The organism is Curtobacterium sp. NPDC087080, assembly GCF_044745105.1.
GTDB lineage: Bacteria > Actinomycetota > Actinomycetes > Actinomycetales > Microbacteriaceae > Curtobacterium.
The window spans coordinates 273,011-292,559 of record NZ_JBIUZP010000001.1; the positions used below are offsets into that span (position 1 = coordinate 273,011).

Below are 19,549 nucleotides of genomic sequence, written 5' to 3' on the forward strand. Positions count from 1 at the left end.
GGCCGACCCTCCAGCGGCACCGCGGCCGTCCAGCACCGAAAGGCGACAGCACCTCCATGCCCCTCCTGAGCATCCCGAGCCCGAGCACCGCGTGGCAGTACTTCGACCTGACCGCCTGGCTCCGTGACGCGTTCGGCTGGTCGCTGCCGCTCGACTTCCGGATCCACGCGTACGCGATCTGCATCCTGCTGGGCATCGTCGCGGCCGTCGTGCTGGCGAACCGGCGGCTCAACGCCCGCGGGGTCGAGCGCTGGATCATCATCGACATCGCGATCTGGGCGGTGCCGGCCGGGATCATCGGTGGTCGCCTGTTCCACGTCTTCACCCACGTCAGCGACTACTTCGGGCCGGGGCGTGACCCGCTCTCGTTCCTCTACGTCTGGGAGGGAGGGCTGGCGATCTTCGGCGCGCTCATCCTCGGGTCGCTCGGCGCGTACATCGGGTGCCGCCAGGTGGGTCTGCGCTTCTCGACCCTGATCGACGCCATCGCGCCGGGTGTCCTGCTCGCCCAGGCCTTCGGCCGCCTCGGCAACTACTTCAACCACGAGCTGTTCGGCATGCCGACGAGCCTGCCGTGGGGGCTCGAGATCGAGTCGACGAACGCCGCGTTCCCGAAGGGCCTGCCCGAGGGCACGCTGTTCCACCCGACCTTCCTCTACGAGATCATCTGGAACGTCGTCGGCGTCGTCGTCATCCTGCTGCTCGACAAGCGCTTCCGGCTGCAGTGGGGCAAGGTCATGGCGCTCTACCTGATCTGGTACGGCACCGGCCGATCGGTCCTCGAGTCCATCCGCGTCGACACGAGCGAGACCTTCTTCGGGATCCGCACGAACGTCTGGATGTCGTTCGCCGCGATCCTGCTCGGCATCGTGATCTTCCTCGTGCAGACGCGTCGGCACACCGGTCAGGAGCCGAGCCCGTACCTGCCGGGTCGCGAGCCGCGTCGGACCTCCGATGTAGACTCGGACGACACCTGGTCGGAACACGACGACGACGCTCCGGCGACCGACGTCGACGCCGATCCGGTCCCTGCAGCAGGCCGCGCGCGGTAACTCCGCGACCGGCAGCACCCGCTCCACGGACGGCACCCGCCGGCCACGGAGCACCCTCCGCACGGTCGGGTCACCACGAGCGACCCCGCCACCTCGCGCGTCGTCTGCGCACCCTCCACGGCGACGCGCACGGGCACCAGTCCCGCCCGCTCGGGCGGAACGCACCACCGGGCCACCGACGTCCCTGTTCCACTTCCTCGTGAGGACGGTTCCCCATGGCGCTCCAGCCAGACCTTGCCCCCCGTTCGACGCGCTCCCTGCAGCCGGCGCACCGACGTTTCTCGGCCGTGCCCGAGGCCGTCGGTGCCTACGACCCGGCGAACGAGAAGGACGCCTGCGGCCTCGCCATGGTCGCGACGCTCCGCGGCACCGCCGGGCACGACATCGTGGACGCCGCGCTCGGCGCGCTCCGGAACCTCGAGCACCGCGGTGCCGTCGGCTCCGACGCCGGTACCGGTGACGGCGCGGGCATCCTGTGCCAGGTGCCGGACGCGTTCCTGCGCGACGAGGTGCCCTTCGAACTGCCTGCCGCGGGGGAGTACGCGGTGGGAACGGCCTACCTGCCCGTCGACGAGGACGAGCGCCACGCGGTGAAGGGCGCCGTCGAGCGCATCGCCCGCGAGGAAGGCCTGAAGGTCCTCGGCTGGCGCGAGGTGCCGGTGCGTCCGGAGGTCCTCGGGACGCTCGCGCGTGCCGCGATGCCGGCGTTCGAGCAGCTCTTCGTCGCCTCGACCCGGCACGACGTCCACGGTGCCGCCTGGAGCGGGATCGCCCTCGACCGTCAGGCCTTCCGGCTGCGCAAGCGCGCGGAGCACGGCGTCGAGGTCTACTTCATGTCGCTGTCGAGCCGGACGATGGTCTACAAGGGCATGGTCACGACGCTCCAGCTCGAGCCGTTCTACCCGGACCTCAGCGACGAGCGCTTCGCGTCGAAGCTCGCGATCGTGCACTCGCGCTACTCGACGAACACCTTCCCGTCGTGGCCGCTGGCGCAGCCGTTCCGCACGCTCGCGCACAACGGTGAGATCAACACCGTCCGCGGCAACCGCAACTGGATGCGCGCGCGCCAGTCGCAGCTCGAGAGCGAACTCCTCGGCGACCTCGCGCCGCTGCTGCCGATCGTCAGCCCGGGCGCGAGTGACTCGGCGTCGTTCGACGAGACCCTCGAGCTGCTCACGCTGACCGGCCGCAGCCTGCCGCACGCGGTGTCGATGATGGTGCCGGAGGCCTGGGAGAACCAGGTCGGCATGGACCCGGACCTCCGGGCGTTCTACGAGTACCACTCGATGCTCATGGAGCCGTGGGACGGCCCGGCGGCGATCACGTTCACCGACGGCGCGGTCGTCGGCGCGACGCTCGACCGCAACGGCCTGCGCCCCGGGCGCTTCCTCGTGACGGACGACGGCCTGATCGTGATGGGGTCCGAGACGGGTGTCATCGACGTCCCGGCGGGCAAGGTCGTCCGCAAGGGCCGCCTGCGTCCAGGCCGGATGTTCGTCGTGGACACCGAGGCCGGTCGGATCATCGAGGACGACGAGGTCAAGCGCGAGCTGGCGACGTCGGGCCCGTGGGCGCGGTGGCTCGACGAGGGGCGGATCAACCTGAGCGACCTGCCGGAGCGCGAGCACATCGTGCACACCCCGGCATCGGTCACCCGGCGCCAGCGTGCGTTCGGGTACACCGAAGAAGAGGTCCGCATCCTGCTCCGCCCGATGGCGCAGACCGGTGCGGAGCCCCTCGGCGCGATGGGTTCGGACACGCCGATCGCCGTGCTCTCGGAACGTCCGCGCCTGCTGTTCGACTACTTCACGCAGCAGTTCGCACAGGTGACGAACCCGCCGCTCGACTCGATCCGCGAGCAGGTCATCACTTCCATGGGCATGGGCCTCGGACCGGAGCGCAACCTGCTGAGCGCCGGGCCCGAGCACGCGAAGCAGATCGTGCTCGACTTCCCGGTGATCGACAACGACGAGCTCGCGAAGATCCAGCACTTCGAGACGGAGTCCGGACGCCACCTGACCGTCACGATCAAGGGCCTGTACCGCGTCGACGCGGGCAAGAAGGCGATGCAGAAGCGCATCGCGGCGGTCTGCGACGAGGTCGACCAGGCGATCGAGTCGGGCAAGCAGTTCATCGTGCTGTCCGACCGTGACGGCAACGCCGAGCAGGCACCCGTCCCGAGCCTCCTGCTGCTCGCGGCCGTGCACCACCACCTCATCCGCACCGAGCAGCGCATGAAGGTCGGGCTCATCGTCGAGGCCGGCGACGTCCGCGAGGTCCACCACGTCGCGACCCTGATCGGCTACGGCGCCTCGGCGATCAACCCGTACCTGGCGATGGAGACGTGCGAGAACCTCGTGCGCTCGGGCATGATCACCGGCATCACGCCGGAGCAGGCCGTGAAGAACGTGATCAAGGCGCTCGGCAAGGGCGTGCTGAAGATCATGTCGAAGATGGGCATCTCGACGGTGTCCAGCTACGCCGGCGCGCAGGCGTTCGAGGCCGTCGGGCTCAGCCAGGAGTTCGTGGACAAGTACTTCACGGGCACCTCGTCGATCCTCGGCGGCGTCGGCATCGAGGTCATCGCGAAGGAGAACGCCGAGCGTCACGCCCAGGCGTACCCGCAGGACGGCGCGGTGCTGTCGCACGAGCGGCTGCAGACCGGCGGCGAGTACCAGTGGCGCCGTGAGGGTCCGCCGCACCTGTTCAACCCGGACACGGTCTTCCGGCTCCAGCACGCCACCCGTGCCCGCCGGTACGACATCTTCCGCGAGTACTCGCAGGCGGTCGACGACCAGTCCGAGGAGCTCATGACGCTCCGCGGTCTGTTCCGGTTCCGCCACGGCGTCCGGGAGCCGATCGCGCTGGACGAGGTCGAGCCGATCGAGTCGATCGTGAAGCGGTTCAACACCGGCGCGATGTCCTACGGGTCGATCTCACAAGAGGCCCACGAGACCCTCGCGATCGCGATGAACCGCCTCGGTGCGCGCTCGAACACGGGCGAGGGCGGCGAGGACGTCGAGCGTCTGCTCGACCCCGAGCGCCGCAGTGCGATCAAGCAGGTCGCCTCCGGCCGCTTCGGCGTCACGAGCATGTACCTGACGCACGCCACCGACATCCAGCTGAAGATGGCGCAGGGCGCGAAGCCGGGCGAGGGCGGGCAGCTGCCGCCGACCAAGGTGTACCCGTGGGTCGCCCGCACCCGGCACGCGACCGCCGGCGTCGGGCTCATCTCGCCGCCGCCGCACCACGACATCTACTCGATCGAGGACCTCAAGCAGCTCATCTTCGACGTGAAGCGGGCGAACCCGTCGGCGCGCGTCCACGTGAAGCTCGTGAGCCAGTCCGGCATCGGCGCGGTCGCCGCGGGCGTGACGAAGGCGCTGGCCGACGTCGTGCTCGTCTCCGGCCACGACGGCGGCACCGGGGCGTCCCCGCTCAACTCGCTCAAGCACGCGGGCACCCCGTGGGAGATCGGCCTGGCCGAGACCCAGCAGACCCTCATGCTGAACGGCATGCGCGACCGCGTGGTCGTGCAGGTCGACGGGCAGATGAAGACCGGCCGCGACGTGGTCGTGGCGGCGCTGCTCGGCGCCGAGGAGTACGGCTTCGCGACCGCACCGCTCGTCGTCGAGGGCTGCATCCTGATGCGTGTCTGCCACCTGGACACGTGCCCGGTGGGTGTCGCGACGCAGAACCCGGAGCTCCGCAAGCGCTTCACCGGCAAGCCCGAGTTCGTCGTGAACTTCTTCGAGTTCATCGCACAAGAGGTCCGTGAGCTCCTCGCCGAGCTCGGCTTCCGGTCGCTCGACGAGGCCATCGGACAGGTCGACACGCTCGACACCGACCGTGCCGTGGAGCACTGGAAGGCGTCGGGCCTCGACCTCGCACCGGTCCTGCACGGGCCGGAGTTCGGCCGCGACGAGCCCCGCCGTCACCTGCGCGAGCAGGACCACGAGCTCGACGAGCACTTCGACGTGCAGCTCGTCCGGCAGACCGCCGACGTCCTCGAGCACGGCGGCTCCGTCGCGCTCGACCTGCCGATCCGCAACACCGAGCGGGCGGTCGGCACCATGCTGGGCCACGAGGTCACGCTGCGGCACGGCGAGCACGGCCTGCCCGCCGGGTCGATCGACGTCACGCTGCGCGGCTCGGCCGGGCAGTCGCTCGGGGCGTTCCTGCCGGCGGGCATCACGCTCCGCCTGGTCGGCGACAGCAACGACTACGTCGGCAAGGGCCTGTCCGGCGGCGCGATCGTCGTCCGCCCGGACACCGAGTCGGCGTTCGACCCGTCCGAGAACGTCATCGCGGGCAACGTCATCGGCTACGGCGCGACCCAGGGCAGCATGTTCATCCGCGGCATCGTGGGCGAGCGGTTCCTCGTCCGGAACTCCGGCGCGACCGCGGTGGTCGAGGGCGTGGGCGACCACGCGCTCGAGTACATGACCGGTGGGCTCGCGCTGATCCTGGGCGAGACCGGACGGAACCTCGGCGCCGGCATGTCCGGCGGCACCGCGTACGTCCGCGGGCTCCGTCGGGAGCACGTGAACGCCGACGCGCTGGCGACCGGTGAGCTGCGGCTCGAGGAGCTCGACAGCGCCGACGTCGAGATCGTCACCGACCTGCTCCGGCAGCACCTCGCCGAGACCGGGTCGACCGTCGCGGGCGACCTGCTCGAGTCCGGTGACCTGAGCGACTTCGTCAAGGTGCTCCCGCGCGACTACGCCGCCGTCCTCGCGACCCGCCAGCAGGCGGTCGACGAGGGCCTCGACCCGGACGGCACCGTCGTCTGGAACCGCATCCTGGAGGTGACCGGTGGCTGATACGACCCCGGCGCGCTCCCGCAGCGACCACCCCACCCCGAACGAGACCGAGCAGGAGGCGGACCATGGCTGACCCGAAGGGCTTCCTCAAGGTGCAGGAGCGCGAGCTCCCGCCCCGCCGCCCCGTGCCCGTGCGGCTCATGGACTGGAAGGAGGTCTACGAGCAGCAGGAGTCCGGTGCCCTGAAGCGGCAGGCCGGTCGCTGCATGGACTGCGGCGTGCCCTTCTGCCACCAGGGCTGCCCGCTCGGGAACCTCATCCCGGAGTGGAACGACCTGACGTGGCGCGGCGAGGGCCGCCAGGCGATCGAGCGCCTGCACGCGACGAACAACTTCCCGGAGTTCACCGGCAAGCTCTGCCCCGCCCCGTGCGAGTCGTCCTGCGTGCTCGGCATCAACCAGCCGCCGGTCACCATCAAGCAGGTCGAGGTCTCGATCATCGACGAGGCGTACAAGAACGGTTGGGTCACCCCGCACCCGCCGGAGCGCCTGACCGGCAAGACCGTCGCGGTCGTGGGTTCGGGCCCCGCCGGCCTCGCTGCCGCCCAGCAGCTCACGCGCGCCGGTCACACCGTCGCCGTGTACGAGCGGGACGACCGCATCGGTGGCCTGCTGCGCTACGGCATCCCGGACTTCAAGATGGAGAAGCGCCAGATCGACGCGCGGCTCGCCCAGATGCAGGCCGAGGGCACCCGCTTCCGCGCCGGCGTGGAGATCGGCGTGGACATCACGTGGGACGACCTGAAGTCCCGCTACGACGCGGTCGTCGTCGCCACCGGCGCCACGGTGCCGCGCGACCTGCCGATCCCCGGACGCGACCTCGCGGGCGTGCACTACGCGATGGAGTACCTCGTCCAGCAGAACAAGGCGAACGCCGGCACCACCGTCGACAACCAGGTCACGGCCGAGGGCAAGCACGTCGTCGTCATCGGCGGCGGCGACACCGGCGCGGACTGCATCGGCACCGCCCACCGCCAGGGCGCCCTGAGCGTGACGAACCTGGCGATCGGCAAGCAGCCGCCGCTCGAGCGTCCGTCCGAGCAGCCGTGGCCGATGTTCCCGACGGTGTTCGAGGTCACGAGCGCCCACGAGGAGGGCGGCGAGCGGCACTTCCTGGCGTCGACGGTCGAGTTCCTCGGCAACGCCGCGGGCGAGGTCCGCGCGCTCCGGGTCGCCGAGACCGAGTACCTCGACGGTCGTCGCGTGCCGAAGACGGGCACCGAGCGCGAGATCCCGGCCGACCTGGTGCTCATCGCGATGGGCTTCACCGGTCCCGAGACCGACACCATCGAGCCGCAGCTCGGGCTCCCCGCGACGGTCTCGGGAGCGGTCGCCCGTCAGGCCGACTACTCGACGAACGAGCCCGGCGTGTTCGTGGCCGGTGACGCCGGCCGTGGCCAGTCGCTCATCGTCTGGGCGATCGCCGAGGGGCGCGCCGCCGCCTCGAAGGTCGACGCGTACCTCGAGGGCTCGACCATCCTGCCGGCGCCCGTCAAGGCCACCGACCGCGCGCTCACGGTCTGACGTCGTGAACGCGCACGGAACACCGGTCCACCGATGAGCAGCAGGCCACCGGCACTCGATAGGGTGCTGGTGGCCTGCTCTCGTTCCGCGCGGCCCCACAGCGCGGAAACCGGCACCACCCACCACACGAAGGAATCCATTGAGACGCGCAAAGATCGTTTCGACGCTCGGTCCGGCTACGTCGGACTACGAGACCGTCAAGGAGATCATCGAAGCGGGCGTCGACGTCGCCCGCCTCAACCTCAGCCACGGTGACTACAGCGTCCACGAGGCCAACTACGAGAACGTCCGTCGCGCTGCCGAGGACCTCGGCAAGCCGGTCGCGATCCTCGTCGACCTGCAGGGTCCGAAGATCCGTCTCGCGAAGTTCGCCGACGGCCCGCACGAGCTCGCCGTCGGTGACGTCTTCACGATCACGACCGAGGACGTCCCCGGCTCGAAGGAGATCTGCGGCACGACGTTCAAGGGCCTGCCCCAGGACGTCAAGCCCGGCGACCCGCTGCTCATCGACGACGGCCGCGTCCGCCTGCGCGTGCTCGACACCGACGGCGTGCGCGTGCGCACCGAGGTCGTCGTCGCCGGCACCGTCTCGAACAACAAGGGCATCAACCTCCCCGGCGTCGCGGTCAACGTCCCGGCGCTGAGCGAGAAGGACGAGGCGGACCTCCGCTGGGCGATCCGTCAGGGCGCCGACCTCATCGCGCTGTCGTTCGTCCGCAATGCCTCGGACGTCGTCCGCGCCCACGAGATCATGGACGAGGAGGGCAAGCGCCTCCCGATCATCGCCAAGGTCGAGAAGCCGCAGGCCGTCGACGCCCTCGAGGAGATCATCGACGCCTTCGACAGCATCATGGTCGCCCGCGGTGACCTCGGTGTGGAGCTCCCGCTCGAGGCCGTCCCGATCGTGCAGAAGCGCGCCGTCGAGCTGTCCCGCCGCATGGCGAAGCCGGTCATCGTCGCGACGCAGATGCTCGAGTCGATGATCTCGTCGCCGATCCCGACCCGGGCCGAGACCTCCGACGTCGCGAACGCCGTCCTCGACGGCGCGGACGCGGTCATGCTCTCCGGCGAGACCAGCGTCGGCGAGTACCCGGTGCAGACGGTCCGCACGATGGCCCGCATCGTCGAGTCGACCGAGGACCACGGCCTCGAGCGCATCGCCCCGCTCGGCACGAAGCCGCGCACGCTCGGCGGTGCGATCACGCTCGCCGCGGTCGAGATCGCCGAGTTCACCGAGGCGTCGTACCTCTGCGTCTTCACCGAGTCCGGCGACTCGGCACGTCGCATGTCGCGGCTCCGCCACGGTCTGCCGATCATCGCGTTCACCCCGAACGAGGCCACGCGGCGCCGCATGGCGCTCACCTGGGGTGTCCGCTCGTTCCTCGTGGAGCGCAAGACCCACACCGACGAGCTGTTCTCGCAGGTCGACGACGTGCTGCTCGCGAACGGTCTCGCCGCCCCCGGCGACCGGGTCATCGTGACGGCCGGCTCGCCTCCCGGACTCGAGGGCTCGACGAACGACCTGCGCGTGCACCGCGTCGGCGACGCGCACGCCGAGGCGGCTCCCGCCTACGTGCGGGACTGACCCCGGTCAGACCACCCGGTCACCACGCCGACAGGGCGCGGACGGGAGGCACGGCGCGACACCGCGCACGGCCTCCGGTCCGCGCCCTGTCGCGTGTGTGCCCCCGCCGCGTCGGGTGACCGGCGGCGTCGACACGCCGGCGTCGCCGCGAGACGGCCCGGAGCGCGCGAGACGCCCTCGGATCCGACGGCGTCTCGCCGCGCCAGCGGCGTCTCGTCGCGACGGAGGCGTCTCGTCGCGCCGACGGCGTCTCGCCGTGACCGAGGCGTCCCGATGGGCCGGAACCGGCCACCCGCGGTGCGCCGCGACCACGCGTCGGAACGAGCGGGCAGGATCGGTGCCGTGAGCCTCCAGGACGAACGCCCCACCGCACCCACCGCAGCCGACGTGCGCCGCTGGCGTCGGTACCTGGCGGACGAGCGTGCCGAGGCCGCGGTCTACCGGAACCTGTCGACCCGCCGCTCCGGTGAGGAGCGCGAGATCCTGGCGGCACTGGCCGACGCCGAGAGGCGGCACGAGCAGCACTGGCTCGACCTGCTCGGGGACGACGTCGGCCGACCGTTCCGCGGCAGCCTGCGCACCCGGGTCCTCGCCGCACTCGCGAAGCGGTTCGGCTCGGTGTTCGTCCTCGCGCTCATGCAGCGCGCCGAGGACCGGTCGCCCTACGCCGACGACGACGACGCGACCGCACGCATGGCGGCCGACGAGCGGATCCACGGCGAGGTCGTCCGGGGCCTCGCGAACCGCGGCCGGATGCGGTTGTCCGGCACCTTCCGCGCGGCGGTCTTCGGGGCCAACGACGGACTCGTGTCGAACCTCGCGCTGATCATCGGCATCAGTGCCTCGGGCGCCGACCGGCACTTCGTGCTGCTCAGCGGGATCGCCGGGTTGCTCGCCGGTGCACTGTCGATGGGGGCGGGGGAGTACGTGTCGGTGCGGTCGCAGCGCGAGCTGCTCGACGCCTCCGCGCCGCACCCCGAGGCCGGGCGGGCGGTCGCCGACCTGGACGTCGACGCCAACGAGCTCGCCCTGGTCTACCGCGCGCGCGGCATGGACGAGGCAGCGGCGCAGGCGCACGCGGCCGAGGTCCTCGGCGGTCGGACGGTCACGGCAGCCACCGCGACGGACGAGCACGAGGCGGTGGGCAGCGGGACGAGCGCCGCCGTGTCGAGCTTCTGCTTCTTCGCGTCCGGGGCGATCATCCCGGTGCTGCCCTACCTGTTCGGGCTCCAGGGATGGCCGGCGATCGTGCTCGCGGCCGTGCTGGTCGGCATCGCGCTCCTCGGGACCGGTGCGGTCGTCGGTGTGCTCAGCGGGGCCTCACCGCTGAAGCGGGCACTGCGCCAGCTCGCGATCGGCTTCGGCGCCGCGGTCGTGACGTACGGGCTCGGCCTGCTGTTCGGGACCGGGAGCGCGTGACGGGCGACGCGAGCGGTTCCCGATCGACGCCGCAGCAGCCGGCGGACGCTCCTGCCTGACGCGTCAGCGGCGCGCGGCCGCGCGTGCGGGGAGCAACAGGAGCGCCGCGGCCCCGACGACGACCAGCGCGATGCCGGAGAACACCGTGAACACCGTCAGCGCGAGCCCCGGCGCGACGAGCACGACGACGCCGCCGATGATCGACAGGAGCCCGCTCACCACGCTCGGCAGCCTCGAGGAACCCGGGTGCCCCACGAACGCGCCGACGATGGCTGCGACGCCCTCGAGGAGGAACGCCACGCCCGCCAGCACGGCGTAGGCCAACAGGGGGATCGCCGGGTCGACGAGGGTCACCAGGCCGGCGACCCCGACGAGTCCGCCGACGACTCCCGACGTCCACCGCCAGACGGCGGACGTGCCGTGCCCCCGCACCGCCGCGACGACGCGCATCGCGCCCGCCGCCACCAGGTAGACGCCGAAGACGAGTGCGACGAGGACGAGGGACGGTTCGGGCCAGACGACGGCGACGATGCCGAGCACGATCGCGACCACGGCCGTGACGACGACGAACGCGCGGAACGACCGCACGGCGCGAGAGTCCACGGATGCCCCTTCCGCTCGGTCCGCGAGGACCCCGACGGTACCCGTGGGAGCACGTCGGCGTCCGCGGTCGGGATCGGGCGCGCCGGTCCGGCCGGGAGGCGCGACGTGCGTCGACCGGTCGGCCGACGACGGGCGCCTCCCGCACCGGGGCGACCCGCTCAGGACCCGGACGTCGGCGCGGGGGTGGCGGATCCGTCCGCGCTGTCGCCCTGGCCGGGCTGCGGCGGCTTCGGGGCGTCCGTGCCGGTCGGCGGGGTGGGGACGTCGCCGTCCTTCGGCGGCTCCGGTGCGTCCGTGCCGGTCGGCGGCTTCGGTGCGTCGCCGTCCTTCGGCTTCGGTGCGTCGCCGGCCGGCGGGGCGGCCACGCAGCCGGGAGCCGGAGCAGCGCCCGGACCGGTGCCCTCGGCGCCCGGTGCCTTCTCCGCGCCGTGGCCGGGGGCGTCCTTCGCGCCCGGAACGGGAGCGTCGGTCGGTGCGCCGCTGGGCGCATCCGTCGGTGCACTCGTGGCGCGCGGGGTGCCGGATCCGTCGGCGACGGCGGCGGTCACGCCGAGCCCGCCGAGGAGCAGCGCTGCAGCAGCCGCGGACCCGATCCCGACGCGACGCAGCGTGCGGCGGCGGCGGTCGGGAGCGGTGACGGGCTGGTCGTGTCGTTCGTCGTGCATGGTGTGCCTTCCGTGTCGGTGTCACCGGACCGGAGTGGTCCGGCGACGAGGACGACGGTCGAGCTCGAATCTGAAGCAGGACTGAAGCACAGCGATCCTCCAGCGTCCTCCATGCTCTCTACGGGCAGTGCCCACCTACCGTGTCCGCCGTGAACGCACCCGCTCGTGTCCTGGTGGTCGAGGACGACGACTCCCTCCGCACCGCCGTCGCCGCGACCCTGCGCGCCGAGGGCTTCGTCGTGACCGAGGTGTCCGACGGCCGCTCGATCGCCGAGGACCTCGACCGGGCCGCCCCCGACCTCGTCCTGCTCGACTGGATGCTGCCCGGCCCGAGCGGCATCCTGCTCGCGGCCCGGATCCGTACACGGTCGGACGCCGCCGTCGTGATGATGACCGCGCGGGACGAGCTCGACGACCGACTCCGCGGCTTCGCCGAGGGGGCCGACGACTACGTGGTGAAGCCGTTCGCGATGGCCGAGCTCGTGGCCAGGGTGACCGCCGTGCTGCGTCGCCGCGGTCGGGTCCCGTCGGTGATCGAGGTCGGCGACCTGGTGCTCGACCCCGAGGGCGCGACCGTCCGACGCGGTGGTGTCCTGCTCGACCTGACCGCCACGGAGTTCCGGCTGCTGCGCTTCCTCGCCGAGAGTCGGGGCCGGACGGTGTCGAAGGGACAGATCACGACACAGGTGTGGGGCTACGAGGACATCGCGCCGAACCTGGTCGAGGTCCACCTCAGCGCACTCCGCCGCAAGATGGAGGCGCACGGACCCCGGCTCGTGCACACCGTCCGGGGGCTCGGGTACCGGCTCGCCGTGGACCGGGGCGCAGCGTGATGCCGGTCGGCGATCGGCTCCGCACGACGTCGCTGCGGTTGCGGACCGTCGTGGCGGTGCTCGTGCTGCTCGCGGTGCTGCTCGCCGGGCTCGTCGTCGCGGTCGAGGCGGTGCTCGGCGCCCGGCTCCGCGCCCAGGTCGAGGACCGCCTGCGGGACCGGGCGGCCGCCGCGGCCGCGCTCGTCGGGGTGCTCGACGCGGACGACCTGGCCGACCGGCTCTCGGACCAGGGACTCTCGGTGCGGATCGTGCAGCCCGACGGTGCCGCTGTCGAAGCCGGTCCGACCCCCGACCAGCTGCGCTCCGGTCCGCCCGACCCCGGAGGACTCCCGGGACCGGCCGTGCGCGACCGGTCAGCGGGCGGGTCGTCGGCCCCCGGATCGACGTCTGCCGGGTCGTCGTCGGCCGGGTCGTCCGGGCCCGGAGCCGCCTCGGCGACGTCCGGTGCATCCGTCGTGTCGTCCAGCCTGCGGGACGACGACGGCGTCCTCACGCTCCGGTCCGTCCTCGACGACGGCACCCGCATCACCCTGACCGCCGGGACGCGTGACGTGCAGGAGACCCTCGCGCAGCTCGGCTGGGTCATGGGCGGCGCGTCCGCGGCCTTCCTCGGTGTCGCCGTGGTGGGCGTCGTCGTGGTCGTCCGTCGGGCGCTGTGCCCGCTCGACGAGGTCACCGCGACCGCGCGCTCGATCGCCGACGGTGATCGCGGTCGGCGCCTCCGACCCGCCAGGACCGACACCGAGATCGGCCGCGTGGCCGCCGCGTTCGACGAGATGCTCGACGCCGTCGAGGGCGCCGAGGCCCAGGCCGTCGCCGCCGAGGAGCGCGTCCGCGGGTTCCTGTCCGACGCTGCACACGAACTCCGCACGCCGGTCGCCGGGGTCCGCGCAGCGGCCGACACCCTCGTGCGCAGCGGCGGCGACGACCCGGCGACGACCGAGGTGCTCGCCGTGCACGTCGTCCGACAGGCGGACCGCGCGGCACGCCTCGTCGACGACATGCTCACGATGGCGCGCCTGGACCGCGGGATCGCCCTCGACCGACGGACGACCGACCTCGTGCCGTGGATCCGTACCGAGGTCGACCGGCTCGGACTCCGGCTGCCGGGCATCACCCTGCAGCCCGACGTGCCGTCCGGGTCCGTGCGAGCGGACGTCGACCCCGACCGGCTCGCCCAGGTGCTCGGGAACCTCGTCGACAACGCCGCACGGGCCACCGGCGGCACGGGGACGGTCCGGGTGGCCCTCGGCACGGACGAGGGCGACGTGGTGCTCGAGGTCGAGGACGACGGCCCCGGCATCCCCGCCGAGGACCGGGAGCGCGTGTTCGACCGTCTCGTCCGGCTCGAGGACTCCCGCGACGTCCGGTCGGGCGGCGCCGGACTCGGCCTGCCGATCGCCCGCGGCATCGCGGTCGCCCACGGCGGGACCCTCGTCCACGGGGACGACGGCACGCTCGGCGGCGCCCGGTTCGTGCTCCGCCTGCCCCACGCCGGACGGTCCGTCGATGCTGCGCCCGGAGCACCCCGGACTGTCGGTCGGGCCCCTGCGTCTGCGACGATGGGCACGTGAGCGCTCTTCAGGAGACCGGCCGGATCGTCGCGGTGAGCCGCGACGCCGAACACCGCTTCAGCAAGCCCGTGGTCGAGGAGATCACCCTCGTCACCGGGTGGGGTGTCGAGGGCGACGCCCACGCCGGCACGACCGTGCAGCACCGGTCGCGCGTCGCCCGCGACCCCTCGCAGCCGAACCTGCGCCAGGTGCACCTGCTGCACGCCGAGGTCTTCGACGAGGTCGCAGCGGCCGGGCACACGGTCGTCCCCGGCGACATGGGGGAGAACGTCACCACGCGCGGCGTCGACCTGCTCGGACTGCCGACGGGTGCGATGCTCCACCTCGGTGACGAGGCGTGCGTGCGCGTGACCGGACTCCGGAACCCCTGCCAGCAGATCAACGACTTCGACCCCGGCCTGCTCCGCGCGGTCCTCGGTCGGGCCGAGGACGGGACGGTGGAGCGCAAGGGCGGCGTGATGGGGGTGGTCGTCGCGGGCGGCGTGGTCCGCGCCGGCGACACCGTGCGCGTCGAGCTGCCGGCGGGGGAGCCGCAGCCGCTCGTTCCGGTGTGACGACCGGAGGCGGACCCGGGCCCTGCTAGCCTGGAGCCCTCGCGAGTGTGGTGGAACGGTAGACACGGGGCACTCAAAATGCTCTGCCTCACGGCGTGCGGGTTCGAGTCCCGCCACTCGTACAAGGTCGCTCACGGCGTGCGGGGCTGCGCGCACCGAGGGTCCCGCCACTCGTACAAGGTCGCTCACGGCGTGCGGGGCTGCGCGCACCGAGGGTCCCGCCACTCGTACGGAAGCTCGTTGTCGACGCCACTCCACAGCTGACGGAAGCCGCGCACTCCGTCTAGTAGGCTCTCCGTCGTGAGTGACACAGAAGCAACCCCAGCAGCACCGCGTCGCGTCGTCGTCGCCGAGGACGAGTCGCTCATCCGTCTCGACATCGTCGAGATCCTCCGCGACAACGGCTTCGACGTGGTCGGCGAGGCGGGCGACGGTGAGACCGCCGTCCAGCTCGCGACCGACCTGCGCCCGGACCTCGTCGTCATGGACGTCAAGATGCCGCAGCTCGACGGCATCTCCGCTGCCGAGAAGCTCTCCAAGAACCACATCGCTCCGGTGGTCCTCCTCACGGCCTTCAGCCAGAAGGACCTCGTCGAGCGTGCGACGGAGGCCGGTGCCCTGGCCTACGTCGTGAAGCCCTTCACCCCGAACGACCTGCTGCCCGCGATCGAGATCGCCCTCTCGCGCCACCAGCAGATCATCACGCTCGAGGCCGAGGTGGCCGACCTCGTCGAGCGCTTCGAGACCCGCAAGCTCGTCGACCGTGCCAAGGGCCTGCTCAACGAGAAGATGGGCCTCACCGAGCCCGAGGCGTTCCGCTGGATCCAGAAGGCGTCGATGGACCGCCGCCTGACCATGCACGACGTCGCGAAGGCGATCATCGAGCAGCTCAGCGCCAAGAAGTAACGAGTACCCACTCGCTCACGCGGAGAGCGCCGCCGGACCGGTCCGGCGGCGCTCTCCGCGTTCCGGCCGCGGCAGGCGCCGGACGGGAGGCGCGGGTCGGCCCCGCCGCCGCGCCGTCGACCTGGCAGGGTGGGGACATGGACGACGTGGTGATCCGAGCCTCCCGACCGGCGGACATGCCTGCGGTCGCCGACCTGCGCTGGCGGTGGAGCGTCGACGAGGACGGGCGCGCGCCGACGGCGACCCGCGAGGAGTACCGCGAGGCGATGACCGCCTTCGCCCGCGAGCACGGCGACTCGCACCGGTCCGTCGTCGCGGAGCGGGGCGGCGTCGTGCTCGGTATGGCGTGGCTCGCGCTGAACGCCCGTCCGCCGGTGCCGCACCGCCCACGGGGACGCGTCGCCGCCGAGCTGCAGAGCGTCTACGTGCACCCGGACCTGCGCGGCGCCGGAGTGGCGAAGCTCCTGGTCGCGGCCCTGCTCGACGTGGCGGACGAGGCCGGCGCGGAGCGCGTGGTGGTGCACTCGAGCGTCGTCGGCGAGACGCTCTACCGTCGGCTCGGGTTCGGGGACGCCCGCCTGCTGCTGCAGCGACCGCCGGAGGACTGAACGGTCCCGGTCCGGTGGACTAGCGCCGCTCGCGGATCATGTTCGTGATGCGCACGGTCGAGCACCGTCGGCCCTCGTCGTCGGTCAGGACGATCTCGTGCGTCGTGAGGGTGCCGCCGAGGTGGATCGCCGTGCAGGTCCCGGTCACGCGGCCGCTCGTGGCGCTCCGCGAGTGGGACGCGCTCAGCTCGATCCCGACGGCGTAGCGCCCGGGGCCGGCGTGGACGTTCGCGGCCATCGAACCGAGGCTCTCGGCGAGCACGACGTAGGCGCCGCCGTGCAGCAGGCCGACCGGCTGGCGGTTGCCCTCGACGGGGATCGATCCGACGGCCCGCTCGGCGCTCAGCTCGGTGATCTCCATGCCCATCTTCGTGGCGAGTTCACCCATCCCGCGGTCGGACAGTCGCTCGTCGACGGCTCCGGAGGTGGTCGGTTCGTGGGTCACGTCGTCGGTCACGCTGGCGGACTCCCGTGTCGGATGGCGTCGGTAGGCTGTCCGGGTGTCGGACTCCGCAAAGCCTACCCTCATGGTCATCGACGGCCACTCGCTCGCCTTCCGGGCCTTCTACGCGCTCCCGGTCGACAGCTTCGTGAACCGCGAGGGGCAGCACACGAACGCCATCCACGGCTTCATCTCGATGCTGCTCATGCTCCTGCAGCGCGAGAAGCCGACGCACCTGGCGGTCGCGTTCGACATCTCCCGGTTCTCGTTCCGCACGCGTGAGTACGAGGACTACAAGGGCACCCGTTCCGAGACCCCGCCGGAGTTCAAGGGCCAGATCCCGCTCCTGCAGCAGGCGCTCGAGGCGATGGGCATCACGACGGTCACGAAGGAGGACTACGAGGCCGACGACATCCTCGCCACCTTCGCCCGTCAGGGGTCCGAGCAGGGGTACCAGGTGTACGTCGTGTCCGGTGACCGCGACTCCATCCAGCTCGTGAACGACGACGTCACGCTGCTGTACCCGTCGGTGCGCGGCGTCTCCGAGCTCACCCGGTACGACCGCGACAAGGTGTACGAGCGGTACGGCATCGAGCCGCACCAGTACCCGGACATCGCGGCGCTCGTCGGCGAGACCAGCGACAACCTGATCGGCATCGACAAGGTCGGCGAGAAGACCGCGGTGAAGTGGATCACGGCGTACGGCTCGCTCGAGGGGGTGCTCGAGCACGCCGACGAGATCAAGGGCGTCGTCGGCAACAACCTCCGCGAGCAGAAGGACCGGGCGATCCGGAACCGGAAGCTGAACCGACTCGTGAACGACGTCGAGCTGCCCGTGGGCCCCGGCGACGTCGCACTGCGCCCGCTCGACGAGCAGGCGGTCCGCGACCTCTTCGCGAAGCTGCAGTTCCGCACCCTGCTCGACCGGGTGTTCAAGGTCGCCGGCAACGGTGAGCCCGGCGAGGCGAGCGACGCCCCCGGCACCGTCGACAGCGGTGCCCCGACCCCGCCGAAGGTCACCACGGTCATCGACGAGGAGCTCGGCCACTGGCTCGAGCGCAAGGGTGCGAACGACGCCGAGAACGGGTTCGGCGTCGCGGTCGAGGTCATCGACGGCCGGCTCAGCGCGATCGGCATCGCCACCCACGACGACGCCGTCCTGGTCCCCGGCGGCAGCGGCGCGAAGGACTACGAGCAGCTCGCCGCGTGGTTCGCGTCCGACGCACCGAAGCACTTCCACGACGCCAAGGCCGCGATCAAGGCCCTCGGAACGGTCGGCATCACCGTCGCGGGCATCGCCGGTGACGCCCGTCTCACCGGGTGGCTCGCACAACCCGGCAAGCAGGGGCAGCCCCTCGCCGACCTCGTGTACCAGGAGCTCGGCGAGGAACTGCCGACCGCCGACCCGAACCAGCTCGTCCCCGAGACCGAGCCGGTGAACATCGGGGTGCACGCCTGGTACGTCCTGCGCGTCGACACCGCTCTGCGCTCGCGCGTCGACGAGTCGTCGCTGCGCGTGCTCGACACGATCGAGCTGCCGCTCGTCCCGGTGCTCGCGGGCATGGAGACCATCGGCGTCGGCATCGACCGACCGGTGCTGACCGGGCTGTCGCACGACCTGGGGGAGCGGGCCGCCGAGCTCGCGCAGCAGGCGTTCGCCGAGATCGGGCACGAGGTGAACCTCGGTTCGCCGAAGCAGCTGCAGGAGGTCCTGTTCACCGAGCTCGCGATGCCGAAGACCCGCAAGACGAAGACGGGCTTCTCGACCGACGCCGCGAGCCTGGCGGACCTGCAGGAGCAGCACCCGCACCCCTTCCTCGGCCTGCTGCTGCAGCACCGTGACGCGACGAAGCTCCGCCAGATCGTCGACACGCTCGACGCGGCGGTCGTCGACGGGCGCATCCACACCCGCTACGAGCAGACCGGCACCAGCACCGGCCGCGTGTCGTCGACCGACCCGAACCTGCAGAACATCCCGGTCAAGACCGCCGTCGGCCGCCGCATCCGCTCGGCCTTCGCGGTCGCCGAGCCGTACACGACCCTCGTCACCGCCGACTACTCGCAGATCGAGATGCGCATCATGGCGCACCTGTCGGGCGACCCGGGCCTCATCCAGGCGTTCAACGAGGGCGAGGACCTGCACCGCTTCGTCGGCGCCCGGGTGTTCTCGGTCGAGCCGGCCGACGTCACGCCGGAGATGCGCACGAAGGTCAAGGCGATGTCCTACGGCCTGGCGTACGGCCTCAGCCCGTTCGGTCTGTCGAAGCAGCTCCGCATCGAACAGTCCGAGGCCCGCACGCTCATGAACGAGTACTTCGCCCGGTTCGGTGCCGTGCGCGACTACCTCCGGGGCGTCGTCGAGCAGGCCCGCGAGGACGGCTACACCGAGACGATCTTCGGTCGCCGTCGTCCGTTCCCGGACCTGAAGAGCCCGAACCGCGTCCTCCGTGAGAACGCCGAGCGTGCCGCGCTGAACGCCCCGATCCAGGGGTCGGCGGCCGACATCATGAAGATCGCGATGCTCGGTGTCGACGAGGACCTCCGTGAGGGCTCGCTCGAGTCGCACCTGCTGCTCCAGGTGCACGACGAGCTCATCCTCGAGGTCGCGCCCGGCGAGCAGGAGCGCGTCGAGGAGATCCTGCGGACGCGGATGGGTGCGGCGGCCGAGCTGAGCGTCCCGCTCGACGTGTCGGTCGGCGTCGGCCCGAACTGGGAGGTCGCGGCGCACTGACCCGCGCGGGTCGCGTCGCGACCACGGGCCGGACGGGAGGCACGGTGCCAGCTGGCACCGTGCCTCCCGTCCGTCGTCGTGTCGCGCGGCCAGCGTGGCGAGCGTTCCTGCCCATCACACGTGACCTGGGATGCCGAACCGCGCGTCGGAGGCAGGAAGGAACGACGTCCCACGCGCGGATCGACCTCCCACGCGCGGATCGGCACCCGGCGCGCGTCGTGTCGCTGGGTA

The 19,549-nt window shown here is 71.8% G+C and carries 14 protein-coding genes and 1 tRNA gene; 12 read left to right on the top strand and 3 right to left on the bottom strand.

All coding sequences use genetic code 11. From position 1 onward, the window contains the following. Positions 1 to 56: 56 nt before the first annotated feature. The 5 genes from lgt to ACIPEQ_RS01295 all read left to right on the top strand — a co-directional run bounded on the left by lgt (position 57) and on the right by ACIPEQ_RS01295 (position 10,402). Positions 57 to 1,052, top strand: a complete 996-nt coding sequence (gene lgt, locus ACIPEQ_RS01275; RefSeq protein WP_209677234.1) for a prolipoprotein diacylglyceryl transferase — start codon at positions 57 to 59, stop codon at positions 1,050 to 1,052. A 215-nt stretch (positions 1,053 to 1,267) separates the two neighbouring features. Beyond that, complete coding sequence (gene gltB / locus ACIPEQ_RS01280) at positions 1,268 to 5,875, top strand: glutamate synthase large subunit (RefSeq protein WP_402713581.1); 4,608 nt, start codon at positions 1,268 to 1,270, stop codon at positions 5,873 to 5,875. A gap of 65 nt (positions 5,876 to 5,940) precedes the next feature. Beyond that, positions 5,941 to 7,398 carry a glutamate synthase subunit beta gene (locus ACIPEQ_RS01285; RefSeq protein WP_402713583.1) on the top strand — a complete coding sequence of 486 codons (1,458 nt, stop codon included), beginning with the start codon at positions 5,941 to 5,943 and terminating at the stop codon, positions 7,396 to 7,398. 139 nt (positions 7,399 to 7,537) lie between these two features. Continuing rightward, the gene (pyk, locus tag ACIPEQ_RS01290) at positions 7,538 to 8,983 is read left to right on the top strand and encodes a pyruvate kinase (RefSeq protein ID WP_066654495.1); all 1,446 of its coding nucleotides are present in this window, start codon (positions 7,538 to 7,540) and stop codon (positions 8,981 to 8,983) included. Positions 8,984 to 9,325: 342 nt separating this feature from the next. Continuing rightward, the gene (locus tag ACIPEQ_RS01295; protein ID WP_402713584.1) at positions 9,326 to 10,402 is read left to right on the top strand and encodes a VIT1/CCC1 transporter family protein; all 1,077 of its coding nucleotides are present in this window, start codon (positions 9,326 to 9,328) and stop codon (positions 10,400 to 10,402) included. Between the two features lie 63 nt (positions 10,403 to 10,465). Here the strand turns inward: ACIPEQ_RS01295 and ACIPEQ_RS01300 are convergent, their stop codons facing one another. Both ACIPEQ_RS01300 and ACIPEQ_RS01305 read right to left on the bottom strand, forming a co-directional pair. Continuing rightward, positions 10,466 to 11,005, bottom strand: coding sequence for an HdeD family acid-resistance protein (locus ACIPEQ_RS01300; protein ID WP_402713585.1), 540 nt, complete (start codon positions 11,003 to 11,005; stop codon positions 10,466 to 10,468). 158 nt (positions 11,006 to 11,163) lie between these two features. Next, a complete protein-coding gene (locus ACIPEQ_RS01305) occupies positions 11,164 to 11,670 on the bottom strand; it encodes a hypothetical protein (protein ID WP_402713587.1) in 507 nt (168 codons plus the stop codon). A gap of 149 nt (positions 11,671 to 11,819) precedes the next feature. Between ACIPEQ_RS01305 and ACIPEQ_RS01310 the strand changes: the two genes are divergently transcribed. The 6 genes from ACIPEQ_RS01310 (at position 11,820) to ACIPEQ_RS01335 (ending at position 16,145) form a co-directional block, all read left to right on the top strand. After that, a complete protein-coding gene (locus tag ACIPEQ_RS01310; protein WP_402713588.1) occupies positions 11,820 to 12,503 on the top strand; it encodes a response regulator transcription factor in 684 nt (227 codons plus the stop codon). Continuing rightward, on the top strand, positions 12,503 to 14,077 hold the full coding sequence (locus ACIPEQ_RS01315) for an ATP-binding protein (RefSeq protein ID WP_402713590.1): 1,575 nt from the start codon (positions 12,503 to 12,505) through the stop codon (positions 14,075 to 14,077). The genes ACIPEQ_RS01310 and ACIPEQ_RS01315 overlap by 1 nt, the downstream gene beginning before the upstream one ends. Continuing rightward, positions 14,074 to 14,631 carry an MOSC domain-containing protein gene (locus ACIPEQ_RS01320; protein ID WP_402713592.1) on the top strand — a complete coding sequence of 186 codons (558 nt, stop codon included), beginning with the start codon at positions 14,074 to 14,076 and terminating at the stop codon, positions 14,629 to 14,631. Before ACIPEQ_RS01315 ends, ACIPEQ_RS01320 begins: the two co-directional genes overlap by 4 nt. 41 nt (positions 14,632 to 14,672) lie before the next feature. Further along, a tRNA-Leu gene (locus ACIPEQ_RS01325) sits at positions 14,673 to 14,753 on the top strand. Positions 14,754 to 14,931: 178 nt separating this feature from the next. After that, the gene (locus ACIPEQ_RS01330; protein WP_022903868.1) at positions 14,932 to 15,537 is read left to right on the top strand and encodes an ANTAR domain-containing response regulator; all 606 of its coding nucleotides are present in this window, start codon (positions 14,932 to 14,934) and stop codon (positions 15,535 to 15,537) included. A 137-nt stretch (positions 15,538 to 15,674) separates the two neighbouring features. Then, positions 15,675 to 16,145 (top strand): GNAT family N-acetyltransferase, encoded by a 471-nt coding sequence (locus ACIPEQ_RS01335; RefSeq protein WP_402713594.1) that lies wholly within the window; start codon positions 15,675 to 15,677, stop codon positions 16,143 to 16,145. A 19-nt stretch (positions 16,146 to 16,164) separates the two neighbouring features. Here ACIPEQ_RS01335 and ACIPEQ_RS01340 read toward each other — a convergent pair whose 3' ends face one another. Continuing rightward, entirely contained in the window at positions 16,165 to 16,533 is a 369-nt protein-coding gene (locus tag ACIPEQ_RS01340) for a PaaI family thioesterase (protein ID WP_058730186.1), read from the bottom strand. A gap of 112 nt (positions 16,534 to 16,645) precedes the next feature. On the opposite strand from ACIPEQ_RS01340, the gene polA reads away from it, so the two are divergent. Continuing rightward, positions 16,646 to 19,318, top strand: coding sequence for a DNA polymerase I (gene polA / locus ACIPEQ_RS01345; protein WP_402713595.1), 2,673 nt, complete (start codon positions 16,646 to 16,648; stop codon positions 19,316 to 19,318). The last annotated feature ends 231 nt before the right edge of the window (positions 19,319 to 19,549 follow it).